15 protein-coding genes, 1 rRNA gene and 1 riboswitch are annotated in these 17,725 nt (G+C 69.4%); of the genes, 13 read left to right on the forward strand and 3 right to left on the reverse strand.

The genetic code is table 11. The annotated features are described in order from the left end of the window. The 11 genes from rrf (at position 1) to AAFN69_RS26555 (ending at position 10,664) form a co-directional block, all read left to right on the forward strand. Positions 1 to 116: ribosomal RNA gene (gene rrf, locus AAFN69_RS26505) — 5S ribosomal RNA — on the forward strand. A gap of 167 nt (positions 117 to 283) precedes the next feature. Beyond that, positions 284 to 892, forward strand: a complete 609-nt coding sequence (locus AAFN69_RS26510; protein WP_347731491.1) for a CDP-alcohol phosphatidyltransferase family protein — start codon at positions 284 to 286, stop codon at positions 890 to 892. A gap of 108 nt (positions 893 to 1,000) precedes the next feature. Next, complete coding sequence (locus AAFN69_RS26515; protein WP_347731309.1) at positions 1,001 to 3,496, forward strand: mannose-1-phosphate guanyltransferase; 2,496 nt, start codon at positions 1,001 to 1,003, stop codon at positions 3,494 to 3,496. A gap of 97 nt (positions 3,497 to 3,593) precedes the next feature. Next, a complete protein-coding gene (locus AAFN69_RS26520; RefSeq protein WP_347731310.1) occupies positions 3,594 to 4,526 on the forward strand; it encodes a DUF881 domain-containing protein in 933 nt (310 codons plus the stop codon). After that, positions 4,523 to 4,855: a small basic family protein gene (locus tag AAFN69_RS26525; protein WP_006376801.1), complete on the forward strand. Its 333-nt coding sequence runs from the start codon at positions 4,523 to 4,525 to the stop codon at positions 4,853 to 4,855. Before AAFN69_RS26520 ends, AAFN69_RS26525 begins: the two co-directional genes overlap by 4 nt. A gap of 83 nt (positions 4,856 to 4,938) precedes the next feature. Beyond that, positions 4,939 to 5,694: a DUF881 domain-containing protein gene (locus AAFN69_RS26530; protein WP_347731492.1), complete on the forward strand. Its 756-nt coding sequence runs from the start codon at positions 4,939 to 4,941 to the stop codon at positions 5,692 to 5,694. Between the two features lie 148 nt (positions 5,695 to 5,842). Then, on the forward strand, positions 5,843 to 6,730 hold the full coding sequence (locus AAFN69_RS26535; RefSeq protein WP_347731493.1) for an FHA domain-containing protein: 888 nt from the start codon (positions 5,843 to 5,845) through the stop codon (positions 6,728 to 6,730). Between the two features lie 18 nt (positions 6,731 to 6,748). Next, complete coding sequence (locus AAFN69_RS26540; RefSeq protein WP_347731312.1) at positions 6,749 to 7,522, forward strand: MerR family transcriptional regulator; 774 nt, start codon at positions 6,749 to 6,751, stop codon at positions 7,520 to 7,522. Positions 7,523 to 7,575: 53 nt separating this feature from the next. After that, positions 7,576 to 8,049 (forward strand): bifunctional nuclease family protein, encoded by a 474-nt coding sequence (locus AAFN69_RS26545; RefSeq protein ID WP_347731313.1) that lies wholly within the window; start codon positions 7,576 to 7,578, stop codon positions 8,047 to 8,049. 248 nt (positions 8,050 to 8,297) lie between these two features. Beyond that, positions 8,298 to 8,906 carry a MerR family transcriptional regulator gene (locus tag AAFN69_RS26550; RefSeq protein ID WP_347731314.1) on the forward strand — a complete coding sequence of 203 codons (609 nt, stop codon included), beginning with the start codon at positions 8,298 to 8,300 and terminating at the stop codon, positions 8,904 to 8,906. A 144-nt stretch (positions 8,907 to 9,050) separates the two neighbouring features. Further along, complete coding sequence (locus AAFN69_RS26555) at positions 9,051 to 10,664, forward strand: DNA polymerase IV (protein ID WP_347731315.1); 1,614 nt, start codon at positions 9,051 to 9,053, stop codon at positions 10,662 to 10,664. 87 nt (positions 10,665 to 10,751) lie between these two features. On the opposite strand, the gene AAFN69_RS26560 is transcribed toward AAFN69_RS26555, so the two are convergent. Continuing rightward, positions 10,752 to 11,147, reverse strand: coding sequence for a PRC-barrel domain-containing protein (locus AAFN69_RS26560; protein ID WP_347731494.1), 396 nt, complete (start codon positions 11,145 to 11,147; stop codon positions 10,752 to 10,754). A gap of 101 nt (positions 11,148 to 11,248) precedes the next feature. Continuing rightward, positions 11,249 to 11,345, forward strand: a riboswitch (glycine riboswitch). Positions 11,346 to 11,526: 181 nt separating this feature from the next. Between AAFN69_RS26560 and gcvP the strand changes: the two genes are divergently transcribed. Continuing rightward, entirely contained in the window at positions 11,527 to 14,412 is a 2,886-nt protein-coding gene (gene gcvP / locus AAFN69_RS26565) for an aminomethyl-transferring glycine dehydrogenase (protein ID WP_347731316.1), read from the forward strand. Positions 14,413 to 14,575: 163 nt separating this feature from the next. On the opposite strand, the gene AAFN69_RS26570 is transcribed toward gcvP, so the two are convergent. Together AAFN69_RS26570 and AAFN69_RS26575 are read right to left on the reverse strand one after the other, a co-directional pair. After that, positions 14,576 to 14,773: a DUF5999 family protein gene (locus tag AAFN69_RS26570; protein WP_347731318.1), complete on the reverse strand. Its 198-nt coding sequence runs from the start codon at positions 14,771 to 14,773 to the stop codon at positions 14,576 to 14,578. Between the two features lie 291 nt (positions 14,774 to 15,064). Continuing rightward, positions 15,065 to 15,652 carry a hypothetical protein gene (locus tag AAFN69_RS26575; protein WP_347731320.1) on the reverse strand — a complete coding sequence of 196 codons (588 nt, stop codon included), beginning with the start codon at positions 15,650 to 15,652 and terminating at the stop codon, positions 15,065 to 15,067. 499 nt (positions 15,653 to 16,151) lie between these two features. On the opposite strand from AAFN69_RS26575, the gene AAFN69_RS26580 reads away from it, so the two are divergent. Next, positions 16,152 to 17,663, forward strand: coding sequence for a glutamate-cysteine ligase family protein (locus AAFN69_RS26580; protein WP_347731321.1), 1,512 nt, complete (start codon positions 16,152 to 16,154; stop codon positions 17,661 to 17,663). The last annotated feature ends 62 nt before the right edge of the window (positions 17,664 to 17,725 follow it).

Raw genomic sequence — 17,725 nt, forward strand, 5'->3', positions numbered from 1 at the left:
TCGGTGGTTATAGCGTTAGGGAAACGCCCGGTTACATTCCGAACCCGGAAGCTAAGCCTTTCAGCGCCGATGGTACTGCAGGGGGGACCCTGTGGGAGAGTAGGACGCCGCCGAACAATTTTTATGCCTCGTCCCCCGGACATTGTCCGGGGGACGAGGCTTTTTTGCGTTCACGACCCGTTCAATACGGCGGGGGAATCCGCCACCCGGTTGCCGGGGAGGCGCCGTGCTGGCGGTAAGGTCGGGGAGAAACATCGGCACATTCCACACAGGAGGCCCCCGGGTGGAGGTCCAGGAGACCCGCGTTCAAACGGACCGGGTACTCACCATCCCCAACATCCTCAGCATGGCCCGGCTCGTCGGTGTGCCGCTCTTCCTGTGGCTCATTCTCAGACCTGTCTTCGGCGGACCCCAGAGTGACGGCTGGGCACTGCTGGTACTCATGCTCAGCGGGATCAGTGACTATCTCGACGGTAAACTCGCCCGGAGATGGAATCAGGTCAGCAGCCTCGGCCGGCTGCTCGACCCGGCCGCCGACCGTCTGTACATTCTGTCCACCCTGGTCGGGCTCACCTGGCGGGAGATCCTTCCGCTCTGGCTCACCGCGGCCCTATTGGCGCGCGAGCTGATGCTGCTGGTCATGGTGGGAATCCTCCGCCGGCACGGCTATCCGCCGCCCCAGGTGAACTTCCTCGGCAAGGCAGCCACGTTCAACCTGATGTACGCCTTCCCTCTCCTCCTCCTCAGTGACGGATCAGGGTGGCTTGCATCACTCGCTGCTATTTTCGGATGGGCTTTCGCCGGATGGGGTACAACTCTGTATTGGTGGGCAGGGATCCTGTATGTGGTCCAGGTCCGCCGACTCGTCAAGGCGGATACAGTGGCCGATTGACCTCGTCGATGCGGAGCCGTGCAGTGTGGCCGGCCGCGCATGACGCCAGAGGGCCTCTTTGGGCGAGCGAAGTCGGCTAGACCGTCTCTCAAGGAGGACGCTTCCGACATGAAGGCCGTCGTGATGGCCGGTGGCGAAGGAACCCGACTTCGCCCCATGACTTCGAGCATGCCCAAGCCACTCCTGCCGGTCGTGAACCGACCGATCATGGAGCATGTGCTGCGGCTGCTGAAGCGGCATGGGCTGAACGAGACCGTCGTAACCGTACAGTTTCTCGCATCACTCGTCAGAAACTATTTCGGCGATGGTGAAGAGCTCGGTATGGAGCTCACCTATGCCAATGAGGAGAAGCCACTCGGTACCGCCGGGAGTGTGAAGAACGCCGAGGAAGCACTCAAGGACGACGCATTCCTCGTCATCTCCGGTGATGCCCTCACAGACTTCGATCTCACCGATTTGATCTCCTTCCACAAGGAGAAGGGTGCAATGGTCACCGTGTGTCTGACACGGGTGCCCAACCCCCTCGAATTCGGTATCACCATCGTGGACGAAGAGGGAAAGGTCGAACGCTTCCTGGAGAAACCGACCTGGGGGCAGGTGTTCTCGGACACCGTGAACACCGGGATCTATGTCATGGAACCCGAGGTCTTCGACTATGTCGAAGCCGATGTGTCCGTGGACTGGTCCGGCGATGTGTTCCCCCAGCTCATGAAGGAGGGCAAGCCGATCTTCGGCTATATCGCCGAGGGCTACTGGGAGGACGTCGGCACCCACGAGAGCTACGTCAAGGCACAGGCGGACGTCCTCGAGCGCAAGGTCGACGTCGACATCGACGGATTCGAGATGTCCCCCGGTGTATGGGTGGCCGAGGGTGCCGAGGTGCACCCCGACGCCGTGCTGCGCGGCCCGCTCTACATCGGCGACTACGCCAAGGTCGAAGCCGATGCGGAGATCCGCGAGCACACCGTGGTCGGATCCAATGTCGTCGTGAAGAGCGGGGCCTTTCTCCACAAGGCCGTCGTCCACGACAACGTGTACATCGGTGAGCAGTGCAATCTGCGCGGCTGTGTCATCGGGAAGAACACCGACATCATGCGGGCCGCCCGCATCGAGGACGGTGCCGTCATCGGCGACGAGTGTCTCGTCGGTGAGGAATCGATTGTTCAGGGCAATGTGCGGGTCTACCCGTTCAAGACCATCGAGGCCGGCGCGTTCGTCAACACCTCGGTCATCTGGGAGTCGCGCGGACAGGCGCATCTCTTCGGCACCAGGGGCGTCTCGGGCATCCTCAATGTTGAGATCACCCCCGAGCTCGCCGTCCGGCTCGCCGGCGCGTACGCCACCACACTCAAGAAGGGATCGACCGTCACCACCGCGCGTGACCACTCCCGGGGCGCGCGGGCACTGAAGCGGGCCGTGATCTCGGCGCTCCAGGCCAGCGCCATCGATGTGCGGGATCTGGAGAACGTGCCGCTGCCGGTCGCCCGGCAGCAGACCGCCCGGGGCAGCGCCGGCGGCATCATGATCCGGACCTCGCCGGGTGTGCCCGACTCGGTGGACATCATGTTCTTCGACGAGCGCGGTGCCGACCTGTCGCAGGCCGGGCAGCGCAAGCTGGACCGGGTGTACGCCCGTCAGGAGTACCGGCGGGCCTTCCCCGGGGAGATCGGGGACCTCTACTTCCCGGCGAGCGTCTTCGACTCGTACACCGGATCCCTGCTGCGCAATATCGACACCACGGGAATCGCCGACTCCGGCCTCAAGGTCGTGGTGGACGCCTCCAACGGCAGTGCCGGGCTTGTTCTGCCCAGTCTGCTCGGACGGCTCGGGGTGGACGCACTCACCATCAATCCGGGGCTGGACGAGGCCAGGCCCACGGAGACCGCGGACACCCGCCGGGCCGGCCTGGTGCGGCTCGGGGAGATCGTGGCCTCCGCACGTGCCGCCTTCGGGGTGCGCTTCGACCCCGTCGGCGAACGGCTCTCCCTCGTGGACGAGCAGGGCAGAATCATCGAGGACGACCGCGCGCTGCTGGTCCTCCTCGACCTGGTCGCGGCGGAACGCCGCAGCGGCCGGGTGGCTCTGCCGGTCACCACGACCAGGATCGCCGAGCAGGTCGCCGCGTACCACGGCACCCAGGTGGAGTGGACGACGACCTCACCCGACGATCTGACCAGGGTGGGCCGGGAGGAGACCACCATCTTCGGCGGTGACGGCCGCGGCGGATTCATCGTGCCCGAGTTCAGCAGTGTCTTCGACGGCACGGCGGCCCTGGTGCGGCTGGTGGGGCTGGTGGCGCGTACGCAGCTCACCCTCAGCCAGATCGACGCGCGCATTCCGCGGGCGCATGTGCTCAAGCGCGACCTCGCCACCCCCTGGGCCGTCAAGGGGCTCGTCATGCGGCGGGTGGTGGAGGCGGCCGCCGACCGTCATGTCGACACCACCGACGGTGTACGGGTGGTGGAGTCCGACGGCCGGTGGGTGATGGTGCTGCCCGATCCGTCCGAGGCCGTCACCCATTTGTGGGCCGAGGGGCCGGATGACGCATCGGCTCAGGCACTGCTCGACGAGTGGGCCGGCGTTGTGGAGAGCGCAGGTCACTGAGGTGTGACCGGTGTACCGGCGGCGGCCCGAGGGCGGTCGCCGGTACACCGGTGGGGCCATTCGGCGGTAGCGGCCACGACGTGCGACGATGTGCGGCATGTCGCAGCAGCCCCCCGTTCGGAGCACAGGTTCCCCGCCCCCGCGCCCCGACGCCTCCATGTCGCTGCTGACGACGGTGATGGAGCACAGCCTGGACGAGGGGTACGCCGAGGCCACCGCCCGCAGACAGGCGGAGGGTGCCGGCGGGCTGCCCCGGCCGCTGCGCGCCAAACTCGGGCTCGCGGCGGGGCTCGTGCTCGCCGCGATGGTGGTCACCGTCGGCGCGGCCGAGGCCCGGGTCTCCGCCCCCGTGCTGGCGAAGGAGCGCGAGGAGCTCATCGACCGCATCGACGGCGAGACCTCCGACGCGGACGCCCTGGAGCGCGAGGTCGACAGACTCCGTGACGATGTGCGGGAGCGGCAGCGCAAGGCGCTGCGGACCCAGGGCGGCGAGGCGGAACACCTGGCCTCCCTGCTCGCGGGAGCGACCGAGGTCGAGGGCCGGGGCATCGAGCTCATGGTCGATGACGCGGAGGGCACCGGCCAGGGCGGTGACGGTCCGCGGGAGACCAGCGGCTTCAGCGATACGGGCCGGGTCAGGGACCGCGACATGCAGCGGGTCGTCAACGGCCTGTGGGAATCCGGTGCGGAGGCCATCGCCATCAACGGCCAGCGGCTGACCGCCCTCTCCGCCATCCGGGCCGCCGGGGACGCCATACTGGTCGACAACAGGCCGCTGGTGCCGCCCTACCGGGTGCTCGCGGTGGGGGACGGGAAGACGCTGGGCACGACCTTCCGGGACAGCGCGGACGGGCAGTATCTGCATGCGCTGCGGGAGAACTTCAAGGTCAGGTACGCCATCTCGGCCAAGGACAGGGTCCGTCTTCCGGCTGCCCCGAGCCTGATCGTACGTACAGCAGAGCCGAGAACCGCCGGCGCCGTGACTGGCGGCGGGCAGGGTACGGCAGACACAGGGAAGGGCATATCGTGATCGCCGTACTGGGGCTCGTCGTGGGAGTCGTGGCCGGACTGCTCGTCCGGCCCGAGGTTCCGGCGGTGGTCGAGCCCTACCTTCCGATCGCCGTGGTCGCCGCGCTGGACGCCGTGTTCGGCGGTCTGCGGGCCATGCTGGACGGCATCTTCGTGGACAAGGTCTTCGTCGTCTCCTTCCTCTCGAATGTGGTCGTGGCCGCCCTGATCGTCTTTCTCGGCGACAAGCTCGGGGTCGGCGCGCAGCTCTCCACGGGTGTGGTCGTGGTCCTCGGTATCCGGATCTTCTCCAACGCGGCCGCGATCCGCCGCCACGTCTTCCGGGCGTGACGCCGGTGAACAGCGAGGAGAACCAGCGGACCCCGGGAACCGGTCCCGCCGCGTCCGACAGCGCCGCACCCCCGTCCGAGGCCGTGCCCAAGGCGCCGTCCGCGGCGGGCGGAACCGGGCGGACGGGGCGTCAGCGCCTGGTGGCCGGCCTCTGGCCGCCGCGGGTGACCCGTGCTCAACTCACCGTCGCCGTGCTGCTGTTCGTCCTCGGTCTGGGGCTGGCCATCCAGGTCCGGTCCACCAGTGACAACAGCGCTCTGCGCGGCGCGCGCCAGGAGGACCTGGTCCGCATCCTGGACGAGCTGGACAACCGCTCGCAGCGGCTGGCGGACGAGAAGCAGCGCCTGGAGGAGCAGCGGACCGAGCTGGAGAACAGTTCGGACCAGGCGGAGGAGGCCCGCAAGCAGACCCGGCAGAAGGAGCAGCAGCTGGGCATCCTGGCGGGTACTGTCGCGGCGCAGGGTCCCGGCATCACCCTCACCATCGAGGACCGGTCCGGCGCCGTGGAGGCGGACATGCTGCTCGACGCCATTCAGGAGCTGCGGGCCGCGGGTGCCGAGGCGATCCAGGTCAATGGCAACAGGGTTGTGGCGGACACATATTTCACCGGGACGGGTGGTGACATCGAGGTGGACGGGAACCGGATCGGCGCGCCGTACATCTTCAAGGTCATCGGAAAGCCGCAGGATCTGGAGCCCGCCCTGAACATTCCCGGCGGTGTGGTGCAGACACTGGAGAAGGAGCAGGCCACCGCCACGGTGGCCCGCTCGGAGAAGATCGTGGTTGACGCCTTGCGACGGGCGGAGCGGCCTGACTACGCTCGGTCGTCGGACCAGTGAGGCGGGAGCGCATGAGCATCCGCCGGCCGGGGCAAGCGGTTGCGGGGGGTCGGCACATCGAACATGTGCCGTGTGGTGGAAACTGTCTGACGGGCACGGACGTTGTGAGGGTGTCCGGGTCGGCAGGTGTGGTCATTGAGGGTTCGTCCTGCCCCACGGGCGGGTCTATTTCGGTCAAGGGGAATCGCCCGTGAAGTTGTTTGCGAAGTTGTTCGGCAAGAGCGCACGCGAGGACGGCGGCAACGCCAGGCACCGTGCGCGCCGCAGTGGTGAGAATGAGGAGCAGGGCGGGGACCGCCCGCTCTTCCGGGACCAGGTGTCCGGGACGGGCGGTGACATTCCCGGCGGGCCCGGCGCGTCGTCTGTTGACCCTGCCGGTCCCGGCCGCATAGGTTTCGGTGAATCACAAGCCTCAAGTACGGGTGGAGGGTTTCCTCACGATCCGTATGCGACCAATCCCCATGGGGGACAGCCGCGGCAGGAGGATCCGTCCATGGCGGGCGTGACGGTTTGTTCGAGGTGCGGGAACCGGAATCCGCTGTCCAGCAGGTTCTGCTCCAATTGCGGTGCGCCGCTGCGGGCCGGGGCCGTCCCCGCCGAGCGCGCGTCGGAGACCACCTCGACGATCTCCATCTCCGGTCTCGAGGCATATGACTCCGAGATGACGGGGCAGACCCAGCTGCCGTCGCTCTCGCCCGAGGCTCAGGCCGCGGTCGAGGCGCTGCCGCTCGGTTCGGCGCTGCTGGTGGTGCGCCGCGGGCCCAATTCGGGCAGCCGCTTCCTTCTCGACGGTGAGCTGACCACGGCCGGCCGTCACCCGCAGAGCGACATCTTCCTCGACGACGTGACCGTCTCGCGGCGTCATGTGGAATTCCGCAGGGGCCCCGACGGCAGCTTCAGCGTCGCCGATGTCGGCAGCCTCAACGGCACCTATGTCAATCGCGAGCGGATCGACTCGGTCTATCTGGCCAACGGCGACGAGGTCCAGATCGGCAAGTACCGTCTGGTCTTCTACGCGAGCCAGCGGGGCATGTAACCCCGCCAGGGAAGGCACATGCGAACACCGACGGGCGGTGCCGGCCACGGCACCGCCACCGCCGGGGAGCGGCAGGCCGCGGGTGAGCGGCTGATGAGCATCGGTACGGTGCTCGGCCGCCTCCGGGACGAGTTTCCCGAGGTCACGATCTCCAAGATCCGTTTTCTGGAGGCGGAGGGGCTGGTCGAGCCGCGCCGTACCCCCTCCGGGTACCGGAAGTTCACCTCGGAGGATGTGGAGCGGCTGGCGCAGGTGCTGCGGATGCAGCGGGACCACTATCTTCCGCTGAAGGTGATCCGTGAGCACCTCGACGCCGTGGCCAGGGGCGAACAGCCGGCGCTGCCGGACCGCGGCCCGCAGCTCCCGGCCGACCGGCAGGAGCTGCCCGCCGTCGCCTGGGAGACGGACGGTGAGCCCCGTACGGCGTCCCGGGTGGGCCGGGCGGAGCTGCTGGCCGCCGCGGAGGTGGGAGAGGCGGAGCTGGCCGACTGGGAGTCGTACGGCCTGATCGTGCAGCATGCCGGCGGCGGGTACGACGCCGAGTCGGTCGCTGTGGCCAGGCTGGTGGCGGAGCTGGGCAGATTCGGTCTGGAACCGCGCCATCTTCGCGCCATGAGGGCCTCCGCCGAGCGGGAGGCCGGGCTGATCGAACAGGTGGTCGCACCCCTGCGGCGCCATCGCAATCCGCAGACCAGAGCGCATGCGGAGGCCACCGCAAAAGAGCTCGCGGCCCTGTCGATAAGGCTTCATTCGGCCTTGGTGCAGATCGCGCTGGGAGTCCGGCTTCACTGACCGGGGATGTGCCCGACTACCCAAACGGGTCGGGCACGTCCTAGGGTTACTGTGTGAACGAGCTCGACGTTGTGGGTGTCCGGGTGGAAATGCCCTCCAACCAACCGATCGTGCTCCTGCGTGAAGTGGGAGGCGATCGGTACCTCCCCATTTGGATTGGTCCCGGGGAGGCTACCGCCATTGCCTTTGCCCAACAGGGCATGGCTCCTGCCAGACCGCTGACGCACGACCTTTTCAAGGACGTGCTGGAGGCGGTGGGCCAGGAGCTGACCGAGGTCCGCATCACCGACCTGCGGGACGGGGTCTTCTATGCGGAGCTGGTCTTCGCCAGTGGGGTGGAGGTCAGTGCTCGCCCATCCGATGCCATAGCGCTCGCCCTGCGCACCGGCACGCCGATTTTCGGCAGTGACGGAGTGCTCGACGACGCCGGCATCGCGATTCCGGACGAGCAGGAGGACGAGGTGGAGAAATTCCGCGAGTTCCTCGATCAGATTTCGCCCGAGGACTTCGGTACCAATAGCCAGTGACCGCTGAACGGCGCGCAGGTGGCCGCCCCTGTCCCGGCGGCCACCGTAGGCGGTGGTCCGGCAGCGGGCGCGAGTGCGTGTGGCGAGTGCGGGCGTTTCACGCCCATTCGAGTACTCTTTCCCCGATTCGGGCCACGTGAAACCACTCTTGGGGTGATTGTCGCTCGGCGTGCCGAGTGTGGCGATCGTTGACGCGCCCCTGGTCACTGCCTACCGTCGAGTTGGGCAGGTCAAGGACGGAGGTCGGCGTGAGAAACAGCGGCGACGGTGCGGTGGGGGGTGCCCTCGGACGTGGTCTGGGGGAGAGCGGGCCGTATCCGCTCCCCGAGAGGCTCCCCGGGAGTGTGGCCGACCATCCGGCCGACACGGTGGGATATCGCGGACCCACGGCGTGTGCGGCGGCCGGGATCACCTATCGGCAGCTGGACTACTGGGCCCGTACGGGCCTGGTCGAGCCGAGTGTCCGCTCGGCCTGCGGATCCGGCACCCAGCGGCTCTACAGCCTCCGGGACGTGGTCGTTCTCAAGATCGTCAAGCGTTTCCTGGACACGGGTGTGGCGCTCCAGAACATCCGGGCCGCCGTCCTGCATCTGCGCGCCCGCGGCTGCGCGGATCTCGAACGGATGACGCTCATGAGCGACGGGGCGACCGTCTACGAGTGTTCCTCGCCGGACGAGGTCGTCGATCTGCTCCAGGGGGGACAGGGGATCTTCGGTATCGCGGTCGGCGTGGTCTGGCGCGATGTCGAGTCGGCCCTCTCCCGGCTGCACGGTGAGCGTGTCGACACCGGTGAGACCCTGATCGGCCACAACCCCGCCGATGAGCTGGCCCGGCGCCGGCGCGATCGAGCGGTCTGACCCCGCGGCACTCCGATACCCCGCCGCGCCCCGGTGCCGGAGTGCTGATCGCGCTGCCCGGGAGACCTCCGGACCGGCGGGCGGCCACGCCGGGGAAGCCCCTGGCCGGGGCCGTTGTCAGTGGTGTGCGGCAGCATCGGGGGTGTGAGACCCGCGCCGACGATTCTGCATCTGGACATGGATGCGTTCTTCGCCGCCGCCGAGCAGGCGGCGAAACCCAGCCTGCGCGGAAAACCGGTGGTCGTCGGCGGGCTGGGGCCGCGCGGTGTGGTGGCCACCGCCTCGTACGAGGCCAGGCGCTTCGGTGTGCACTCGGCGATGCCCATGGCCCAGGCCAGGCGCCTCGCGCCGAACGCCGCGTATCTGGTGCCCCGCTTCTCCTTCTACCGCGGGATCAGCGAGCAGGTCATGGGGCTCCTCCGGGAGCTGTCGCCGCTGGTGGAGCCGCTGAGCCTGGACGAGGCCTTCGTGGATCTGGAGGCGAGCGGCGCCGCCGGCGACGCGCGGTCGGCGCGGGCCGCGGGGGAGCGGCTGCGAGCGGACATCCGAGCGGTTACCGGGCTCTCCGGGTCGGTGGGGCTGGCCGGGTCCAAGATGCTCGCGAAGATCGCGTCCGAGCAGGCCAAGCCGGACGGGCTGGTGCTCATGGTGCCGGGGACCGAGCGCGAGCTGCTGGGACGGAAGTCCGTACGGATCCTGCCCGGTGTCGGGCCCGCCACCGGGGAGCATCTGCGGCGGGCCGGGATGACCGTCTGCGCGGATCTGGCCGAGGCGGGGGAGGACGAGCTCGTACGCCTGCTGGGCAAGGCGCAGGGGGCCGCGCTGTACCGGATGGCGCTGGGGCACGACGACCGGCCGGTGGTCGCGGAGCGTGACACGAAATCGGTGTCGGTGGAGGACACCTTCGATGTGGATCTGCACGACCGGATCGCCATCCGGATCGAGGTGGAACGGCTGGCGGACCGGTGTGTGGAGCGGCTGCGGGCGTCCGGGCACTCCGGGCGGACGATCGTGCTGAAGGTGCGGCGGTACGACTTCTCGACCCTGACCCGTTCCGAGACGCTGCGCGGGCCCACGGACGATGCCTCGGTGGTGCGGGAGGCGGCGGCGCGGCTGCTGGAGTCGGTGGACACCACCGGCGGGGTGCGGCTGCTCGGTGTCGGGGTGACCGGGCTCGCCGACTACACCCAGGAGGATCTCTTCGCCCAGGCCGCGGCGGCCGGCCGGTCGGCCGGGAGTGACGGTACGGCTCCGTCCGGTACGGCTCCCTCCGCTACCGGCACCGGCACCGGCACCGGCACGGATGCGGACGGCGGCGTACCGGCCGGGGCGGACGCGGTGGCCGGGGGCGGCGGGCCCGCGGCGGATCCCGGCGGGGCGGCGGGGCGGGAGGCGGGCGGTGAGCCGTTCCGCGAGGATGCGGCCCCCGGTGTCCGCCAGTGGTCCGCCGGGCGGGATGTGCGCCATGAGCGGTACGGCGCGGGATGGGTCCAGGGCAGCGGGGTCGGGCGGGTCACCATCCGGTTCGAGGCCCCGGATTCACCCCGGCCGGGGAGGGTGCGTACCTTCCGGGTCGACGACCCCGAGCTGACCCCCGCCGACCCGCTGCCCCTGGTGGCGGCGCCGGGATCGCCTCCGGCGGCACCGGGCGGGGGAGGGGAGGACCCTCCTCCGCCGGCACCCGGCGAGGAAGGGGAGGGCCCGCCGTCCGCTCCTCCGGCCGGCGGCCCGGGGATTTCACCGGCGGCCCGGGGGTGAGGCCCCTCCGTCATGCCCGCAGAGCCGTGGTGTGCCCGTCCGCCTCCGCCGATCCGGCGGAGGCGGAGCGGGACGGGTCGCGGGGGGTCATTCCCCGTCGCCCGCCACCCGCCCGAAGGAGCGGTCCTCCGGGGGCGCGGCGGGAGTCTCCGGAGCCGGGGAGAGCCCGAGGCCGTAGTGGTGGTAGAGCTGAAGCTCCTGCTCGGGAGAGAGATGGCGGCCGACTCCGAAGTCCGGTGAGTCCTTGATCAGCGAGCGTTCGTAGGGGACGCGCAGGATGTCGTCGACGAAGGTGCTCGGTTCCAGCGGGACGAAAGCGTCCCGGCTGAAGAGCCCGGTACGGACAGCCGCCCATTCGGGTGTACCGGTCGCGTCGTCCAGGTACACCTCGTCGACTGTTCCGATCTTGGCCCCATTGCTGTCGAACGCCTTGCGGCCGATCAGGCTGCGCGGATCGATATCGGTCTGCACGGTCCCTCCAATAGGTCGCAACTGCTCCTCAATGCATACGAAAGGGCAGATCTCCGCTATCGGCCACTTGAGCGATTCTCGAGAGGTGCGCTGGTAGGCTGGCTAACGGCTGCTGACCCCGCGCGGGAGAGTCCACCGGCAGGACGACGGTGGCGCCGAAGGAGCAAATCCTCCCCGGAATCTCTCAGGCACCTGTACCGCGCGGACGAGGTCACTCTGGAAAGCAGGGCGGGCGTCGGACGGCATCCGCTCTCACCGACGGTGAAAGCCGGGACGTCGCAGGCGGGCGCCCCGGTGAAGCTCTCAGGTTGACATGACAGAGGGGGAGGCCGTCCAGGGCATCCGCTGTGGTGCCCCTCGCAGGTCGTGTCAGACCAGGAGGCCCTCCGCCATGACCGCCAACCGCATTCCGCTCTCCCAGCTGGAGCAAGGCACTCCCTTCGAGCGGCGCCACATCGGGCCCGACGCCGAGGCCCAGGCCAAGATGCTGGCACAGGTGGGATACGGCTCGCTGGACGAGCTGACCGCCGCCGCGGTACCCGATGTCATCAAGAGCACCGAGGCCCTGGGCCTGCCGGAGGCCCGTACCGAGGCCGAGGTCCTCGCCGAGCTGCGCGGGCTCGCCGACCGCAACAAGGTCCTGGCGCCGATGATCGGTCTCGGTTACCACGGCACCTTCACCCCGCCGGTCATTCTCCGCAATGTCATGGAGAACCCGGCGTGGTACACCGCCTACACCCCGTACCAGCCCGAGATCTCCCAGGGCCGGCTGGAAGCCCTGCTGAACTTCCAGACCATGGTCGCCGAGCTCACCGGCCTGCCGACCTCCGGCGCCTCCCTGCTCGACGAGGGCACCGCGGCGGCCGAGGCCATGTCCCTGGCCCGCCGGGTCGGCAAGGTCAGGAACGGTGTCTTCCTCGTCGACGCCGATGTGCTGCCGCAGACCCTGGCCGTGATCGAGACCCGCGCCGAGCCGACCGGTGTCGAGGTCGTCACCGCCGACCTCGGCGACGGCATCCCCGCCGAGATCGCCGAGCGCGGTGTCTTCGGTGTGCTGCTCCAGTACCCGGGCGCCTCCGGCGCCGTCCGTGACCTCAAGCCGGTCATCGAGGAGGCGCAGGGCCTCGGCGCGGTCGTCACCGTCGCCGCCGATCTGCTGGCGCTCACCCTGCTCACCTCCCCCGGTGAGCTCGGCGCGGACATCGCGGTCGGCACCACCCAGCGCTTCGGTGTCCCCATGGGCTTCGGCGGACCCCACGCCGGCTATATGGCCGTCCGCGAGAAATTCGCGCGCAGCCTCCCCGGCCGGCTCGTCGGCGTCTCCGTGGACGCCGACGGGAACAAGGCGTACCGGCTGGCGCTCCAGACCCGTGAGCAGCACATCCGCCGCGAGAAGGCGACCAGCAACATCTGCACCGCCCAGGTGCTCCTCGCCGTGATGGCGGGCATGTACGCCGTCTACCACGGTCCCGACGGACTGCGGACGATCGCCCGGCGCACCCACCGCCAGGCCGCCATCCTGGCCGCGGGCCTGCGCGCCGGCGGTGTCGAGCTGGTGCACGGCGCGTACTTCGACACGCTCACCGCGCATGTCCCCGGCCGGGCCGCCGATGTGGTCGCCGCCGCCCGCGAGGACGGTGTCAACCTCCGCCTCGTCGACGACTCCCATGTCTCCGTCTCCTGTGACGAGACCACCACCCGCGCCCATCTGATCGCGGTCTGGGCCGCCTTCGGCACCGAGGGCGACGTGGCGGCGCTGGACGAGGTCGCCGCGGACGCGCTGCCCGCCGGACTGCTGCGCGGCGACGACTACCTCGCCCACCCGGTCTTCCACCAGCACCGCTCCGAGACCGCGATGCTCCGCTATCTCCGCCGCCTCGCCGACCGCGACTACGCGCTCGACCGCGGCATGATCCCGCTCGGCTCCTGCACCATGAAGCTGAACGCGACGACCGAGATGGAGCCGGTCACCTGGCCCGAGTTCGGACAGATCCACCCCTTCGCCCCGGTCGACCAGGCCGCCGGCTACCTCACCCTCATCCGTGAGCTGGAGGAGCGGCTGGCCGAGGTCACCGGCTACGACAAGGTGTCCATCCAGCCCAACGCCGGCTCCCAGGGCGAGCTCGCCGGACTCCTCGCGGTGCGCGCGTACCACCGGGCCAACGGCGACGAACAGCGCACCGTCTGCCTGATCCCGTCCTCCGCGCACGGCACCAACGCCGCGAGCGCGGTGATGGCCGGGATGAAGGTCGTGGTGATCAAGACCGCCGACGACGGCGAGGTCGACATCGAGGACCTGCGCGCCCGGATCGAGCAGTACCGCGACGAGCTCTCCGTACTGATGATCACCTACCCGTCCACCCACGGTGTCTTCGAGGAGCACGTCGCCGACATCTGCGCCCGGGTCCACGAGGCCGGCGGTCAGGTGTACGTGGACGGCGCCAACCTCAACGCGCTGGTCGGGCTCGCCAAGCCGGGCAAGTTCGGCGGCGATGTCTCGCATCTGAACCTGCACAAGACCTTCTGCATCCCGCACGGCGGCGGCGGCCCCGGGGTCGGCCCGGTCGCGGTCCGGGAGCACCTCGCCCCGTATCTGCCGAACCACCCGCTCCAGCCGACCGCCGGACCGGAGACGGGCGTCGGTCCGATCTCCGCGGCTCCGTGGGGTTCCGCCGGCATCCTCCCGATCTCCTGGGCGTATGTCCGGCTGATGGGCGGCGCCGGTCTCAAGCGCGCCACCCAGGTCGCGGTGCTCGCCGCCAACTACATCGCCAAGCGGCTCGAACCGCACTTCCCGGTGCTGTACACCGGTCCGGCCGGTCTGGTCGCGCACGAGTGCATCGTCGACCTCCGTCCGCTCTCGAAGGCGACCGGGGTCAGCGTGGACGACATCGCCAAGCGGCTCATCGACTACGGCTTCCACGCTCCGACGATGTCCTTCCCGGTCGCGGGCACCCTGATGATCGAGCCCACCGAGAGTGAGGATCTGAGCGAGATCGACCGCTTCTGCGATGCGATGATCGCGATCCGGGCGGAGATCGAGAAGGTCGCCGCGGGTGAGTGGCCCGCCGAGGACAACCCGCTGCGGAACGCCCCGCACACCGCGGCCGCGCTCGGCGGCGAGTGGGACCACGCCTACAGCCGTGACGAGGCGGTCTTCCCGGCCGGAGTGAGCACCGCGGACAAGTACTGGCCGCCGGTGCGCCGTATCGACGGTGCCTTCGGCGACCGCAACCTCGTCTGCTCCTGCCCTCCGCTGGACGAGTACGACAACTGACGGTGACTCGCTGACGGATGCGCAATGCGTCGGGGCCGGTGCGGAGAGAATTCTCCGGGCCGGCCCCTCGTCGTGTGTCGTACTGCCTGTCGTGCCGCGCACCGCGGTGCGGTGTCCGTCGCGCCGTACCGGGGGCCGTGCCGCTCCGGTACGGAGTGGGGCGCTATGCGGCCGTCACGATCCGGCGCGGCCGGTGCGGCGCGATGATCTGCCCGTCCGGCAGGAGCTCGCCCGTGTCCTCGAAGAGCAGCACCCCATTGCACAGCAGGCTCCAGCCCTGCTCCGGGTGGTGCGCCACGAGGCGCGCGGCGTCCCGGTCGGCTGAGTCGGATGTCGGGCAGGCTGGCTGGTGCTGGCACATGGGCGGGTTCTTTCGCTCTGATGTGGTGAGTGTCCTGCGGCTCGATGAGGTGTTCATGGCCGCCCCCCGTATCTGTCGGTCCGAATCCCAGTGTTGCCCCACGGGCGATATTCCGCAGGGATTTCGCGGCAGCTCGTCTCACTGATTAATGACGTACCACCCAGCTGGATGGTTCACCGCCGATCCACCGTCCTTTCGGGTGGTTCCGCATGGCCGGTACGGGCTAGTCCCATCGGACGGCAGCGCGCCCCGTGACCGTCCGGTCACGGGGCGCGCTGCTTGCGGGTGAGGTCAGGCGGGGGTGCCCAGAAGGGGCGCGGGAGCGAGCCGGAGCGTCATCACCGGGAGCAGATCGGCGACCCGCTGCGGCCGGTGGGCGGCGATACCGGGCGGGGCGGGCGCGAGCGGTACGAGGATGTCGGCGGGGAGCGGAGTGCCGGACGAGGCGTCCGCGGTGATGTCCCCGTGCAGCCAGAGCGTGAGCATGTACAGCTCGGGGACGGAGAGCAGCCTCGGCTGGAAGCGGGTCTTCATCGACTCGGCCTGCCGCAGGGCCTGTTCGGTGGAGTGGAGGTAGGGGCCCTCGAAGAAGTGGGAGAAGGTCCAGCCGTCCGGGGTGAGCACGGTCTCGGCGGCGGCCACGTACCGCTCGCCGCCGCGGAGCAGGAAGCGCCAGCCGGTCAGCCGGGTGGCGGGCCCGGACTCGCTCGGGGCTATCCGGTCCAGGACATGGACCGGAAGAGGGGATTCGGGGCTCAGCGGTCCCTGGACGGACCGGAGGGCGGGGGTGTGGTTCGCACGGACGGCGGTGGGGGAGCCGAGTGCCATGTGGACGGTGCGCAGCGCCGGCGCGGGGGCAGGGAGGACATGCAGGGGCATGGGTGGGTCGCCTCTCACTCGCGAGACACGGTGAAGCGGGGGCAGGGGTGCGGACGTCGCTGTCAGCGGGTGGGGCCAGAGGGGGCTGGGATGGCCACCGAGCGCCAACTCTCTGCCTCTTTAGCCGAGTTTATACGACAGGCGTTCCCATGGTGTTTCGGCTAGCGTTCACGCATATTGCGTGCAAGGGGAGTTCAGGTCTTTTGGGCATGGGCGATCTGCCGGATTCCCGGGGAAATATCCTCAACGGCCTGGGAATTCTCCCCGGCGGCGGTAGGCCGGAACCCGACGGTGTTTTCCACCATACGCGGGCCTGCGTTAGCTGTGTGCTGCACTCTGCGATGCCCGGCTTGCCTTCAAGTGTGCCGCCGGTCACTCTCAACACCCTATCGGTCGCAGACTCTCCGCGCGGCGTTATGGATCAGCAAGTCTGGGCATTATCGTCCGTGACGCGAGCGACCAGAGCGCGCGGTGCCCACAGTCGAGGAGGGACCCTTCGATGGGGGAGAAGGTCGTGGCGGGCAGGTTCGCGCTGTCCGATCGCCAGCGTTACCGGCGAAAGCTCCAGCAGTGCCTGGCGGGACTGGCGCGACTGCTGGACGAGAAGAGGTTCGACCGCCCGAAGAATCTGATGGGCCTGGAGATCGAGTTGAATCTCGCGGGAGCGGACGGTCTGCCCCGGATGATGAATGCGGAAGTTCTCGAGCGGATCGCGAGTCATGATTTTCAGACCGAGCTCGGAATGTTCAACCTGGAAGTAAATATCGTTCCGCACCGGCTCGGCGGCCGGGTTCTGGACCAGTTGGCCGAGGAGCTGCGCGCCGGGCTCGGATATGCCGACCGGAAAGCGAACGAAGTGGGCGCCGGCATTGTCATGATCGGCATTCTGCCGACGCTCGTCCAGGACGATCTGGTCTCGGGGAATCTCTCGGACGCCGACCGGTATCTGATGCTCAATGAACAGATCCTGGCGGCGCGGGGCGAGGACTTCACCCTCGACATCGCCGGTGTGGAGCGGCTGACCTGCACCTCCGCCTCCATCGCGCCCGAGGCCGCCTGCACCTCGGTGCAGCTGCATCTCCAGGTGACACCGGCCCGGTTCGCCGATGTGTGGAACGCGGCGCAGGCCATCGCGGCGGTGCAGATCGCGGTCGGCGCCAATTCGCCGTTCCTCTTCGGCAAGGAGCTCTGGCGGGAGTCCCGGCCCCCGCTCTTCCAGCAGGCCACCGACACCCGGCCGCCCGAACTCCAGGCGCAGGGAGTGCGGCCCCGCACCTGGTTCGGCGAGCGCTGGGTGAGCTCCGCGTACGACCTCTTCGAGGAGAATCTGCGCTACTTCCCCCCGCTGCTGCCGATCTGCGCGGAGGAGGATCCGCTGCGGGTCGTCGACGAGGGCGGTGTGCCCGGACTGAAGGAGCTGGTGCTGCACAACGGCACGGTCTACCGGTGGAACCGCCCGGTGTACGGGGTCGCCGACGGCGTACCGCATCTGCGGGTGGAGAACCGGGTCCTGCCGGCCGGGCCCACGGTCACCGATGTGATCGCCAACGCCGCCTTCTTCTACGGGCTGGTGCGGGCGCTCGGTGACGAGTCCCGGCCGGTGTGGAGCCGGCTGCCGTTCGAGGCCGCCGCGGAGAACTTCGACACCGCGTGCCGCGACGGCATCGACGCGGAGCTCCACTGGCCCCGGCCGGGCCGGGCCGGCGGTGTCACCAGGGTTCCGGCCGTGAAGCTCGTACGGGACGAACTCCTGCCGCTGGCCGCGGCGGGGCTGGACGCCTGGAATGTCGATCCGGCCGACCGCGACCGGTATCTCGGGGTCATCGAGCAGCGCTGCAAGCGGCGGATGAACGGTGCCTCCTGGCAGGCGGACACCTACCACCGGGCCCTGGAGGCCGGACTGGAGCGCGAGGCCGCGCTCGCGGCGATGACCCGCAGGTACTCCGAACTGATGCTGGAGGGCGAGCCGGTGCACACCTGGCCGGTGGGCTTCCCCGGCCCCGGCGGGTGAGACGGGCCGGCGGGTGGGACGGGCCGGCGGGTGGGACGGGCCGGCGGGTGGGACTGCCCGTG

The organism is Streptomyces sp. CAU 1734, from assembly GCF_039888735.1.
Taxonomy (GTDB): Bacteria; Actinomycetota; Actinomycetes; order Streptomycetales; family Streptomycetaceae; genus Streptomyces.

Excerpts from the sequence above, each read along its gene's own strand:
- AAFN69_RS26580 (WP_347731321.1), top strand. The coding sequence starts at position 16,152 with ATGGGGGAGAAGGTCGTGGCGGGCAGGTTCGCGCTGTCCGATCGCCAG.
- AAFN69_RS26520 (WP_347731310.1), top strand. The coding sequence starts at position 3,594 with ATGTCGCAGCAGCCCCCCGTTCGGAGCACAGGTTCCCCGCCCCCGCGC.
- AAFN69_RS26540 (WP_347731312.1), top strand. The coding sequence starts at position 6,749 with ATGCGAACACCGACGGGCGGTGCCGGCCACGGCACCGCCACCGCCGGG.
- AAFN69_RS26575 (WP_347731320.1), bottom strand. The coding sequence starts at position 15,652 with ATGCCCCTGCATGTCCTCCCTGCCCCCGCGCCGGCGCTGCGCACCGTC.
- AAFN69_RS26515 (WP_347731309.1), top strand. The coding sequence starts at position 1,001 with ATGAAGGCCGTCGTGATGGCCGGTGGCGAAGGAACCCGACTTCGCCCC.
- gcvP (WP_347731316.1), top strand. The coding sequence starts at position 11,527 with ATGACCGCCAACCGCATTCCGCTCTCCCAGCTGGAGCAAGGCACTCCC.
- AAFN69_RS26570 (WP_347731318.1), bottom strand. The coding sequence starts at position 14,773 with ATGTGCCAGCACCAGCCAGCCTGCCCGACATCCGACTCAGCCGACCGG.